The organism is Streptomyces sp. NPDC060198 (genome assembly GCF_042728415.1).
Lineage (GTDB): Bacteria > Actinomycetota > Actinomycetes > Streptomycetales > Streptomycetaceae > Streptomyces.
Genome location: NZ_JBHWZJ010000642.1, coordinates 1 through 1,920 on the forward strand (window position 1 = coordinate 1; position 1,920 = coordinate 1,920).

The 1,920-nt window shown below is 74.6% G+C and carries 2 protein-coding genes and 1 pseudogene; all 3 read left to right on the forward strand.

What is annotated here, in order from left to right; all coding sequences use genetic code 11:
- The coding region (locus ACFWEP_RS34375) for a GTP-binding protein (protein WP_387376192.1) at positions 1-852 on the forward strand (852 nt) is incomplete at its 5' end.
- Positions 853-856: 4 nt separating this feature from the next.
- Entirely contained in the window at positions 857-1,594 is a 738-nt protein-coding gene (locus ACFWEP_RS34380) for an ABC transporter ATP-binding protein (protein ID WP_387376194.1), read from the forward strand.
- Positions 1,578-1,920, forward strand: a pseudogene (locus ACFWEP_RS34385) (hypothetical protein); the annotation flags it as partial. The gene ACFWEP_RS34380 and the pseudogene ACFWEP_RS34385, both read left to right, overlap by 17 nt.

Genomic DNA, 1,920 nt, shown 5'->3' on the forward strand with positions numbered 1-1,920 from the left:
GGCGTCGTCGAACAGACCCGCCGCCACGCCGCCGTCGCCGCCCTCCTGCGCGTCCCCCACGTCGTCCTCGCCGTCAACAAGATGGACCTCGTCGAGTGGTCCGAGAAGGAGTTCCTGCGGATCTCCGAGGACTTCGCCCGACACGTGCGCGAACTCGACCACCCGATACGCGAGTTCACCGCCATACCGGTCTCCGCGCTGACCGGGGACAACGTCGTGGACCGTTCCGCGCACATGGACTGGTACACGGGCCCCACCCTCCTCGACCACCTGGAGACCGTCCGCACCGACGACGGCCAGGCGGACCGGCCGGCCCGGCTCCCCGTGAGCTGCGTCCTCCGGCACGGCGACGACCGTTACTACGCGGGCCAGTTGACCTCCGGCGAACTGCGTACCGGAGACGCGGTGGTCGTCCTCCCCTCCGGCGTCACCTCCACGGTCACCGCCGTCGACCGGCTCGGCAGCCGCGTCGACGCCGCGTACGCCCTGGACTCGGTCTCCGTACGCCTCGCCGACGACCTCGACATCGGCCGGGGCGACCTCATCGCGCCGGTGGCCGAGGCGCCCGCGCTCACCCGGAGCGTCGACGCGGACGTCTGCCACCTGCACGACCGCACCCTGAGCGTCGGCGACCGGGTGCTGCTGAAGCACACCACCCGGACGGTCAAGGCGATCGTCCAGGACCTGCCCGGCCGGCCGGACGGTCTCACCACCAACGAGCTGGGCCGGATACGGCTCCGCACGGCCGAACCGCTCGCCACCGACCCCTACGCCGCCTCGCGCCGCACGGGTTCCTTCCTCCTCATCGACCCCGCTGACGGCGCCACGCTGACCGCGGGCATGGTCCGGTGATCGCGTGCCGACCCCGGGCCGAACCCCCGCCCCCGCGCTCGCCCTGAACCAGGTCACGCACGCCTACCGGACCGACGGGCCACCGGTGCTCGACCGGATCGATCTCACCGTCGCGCAGGGGGAGTTCCTCTGCGTGCTGGGCGCGTCCGGCTCCGGGAAGTCCACCCTGCTGAGCCTCTTCGGCGGGCTGGAGCACCCCTCCTCGGGCACGGTGTCGCTGCCGTCGCCGCGGCCCGCCCTGATGTTCCAGGAGCACGCGCTCTTCCCCTGGCTCACCGCCGGCGGGAACGTCGAACTCGCTCTTCGCTTCGGCGGGTTGCCGAAGGCGGACCGGGAAGCCGAAGCCCGGCGGCTGCTCGCCCTGGTACGGCTCCCGGACGCCTACGACCGGCCCGTCCACGAACTCTCCGGCGGCATGCGGCAACGCGTCGCGCTGGCCCGCGCGCTCGCACAGGGCAGCCGGGTCCTGCTGATGGACGAACCCTTCGCCGCGCTCGACACGATCACCCGCGGCGTGCTGCACGAGGTACTCCTCGGCATCTGGGAGGCGCGCGGGCTCACCGTCGTCTTCGTCACCCACCAGGTACCCGAGGCCGTACGGCTCGCCACCCGCATCGTCCTGCTGTCCTCGCGCCCGGGCCGCATCGCATACGGCTGGCGGGCCGGTGAAGCCGGGGCGGACAGCACGACCATCACCGCCCGGCTGCGGGAGGAGATCCGGCGCCATGCCCCCGCCCACTGAACAGAAGGAACGGACGGCCGAAGCCGCCGCGCTCACCGAGGGTCTGGACCGGCTGGACACCGCCCCCGTACGCCCGCCCACGACCGGCGTGAACGCCCGGCGGCGCGTCGCCCGCCTCCGCGGCGCGGCGGGCGCCCCGGCCCTCTCCGCGCTCGTCCTGCTGCTGCTCTGGCAGGGCGCCTGGGGGCTCGGCCTCTCCGCCACGCTCCCCTCCCCCGCCGCCCGCGCCCCCTCCCAGGGCGACGCGCGGGGGGGCGGGGCCCCGGGGGCGGGGGGCGGGCCCCGCCCGCGGCGGGCGGCGGGGGGGGGGGGGGGTATTGAAAACA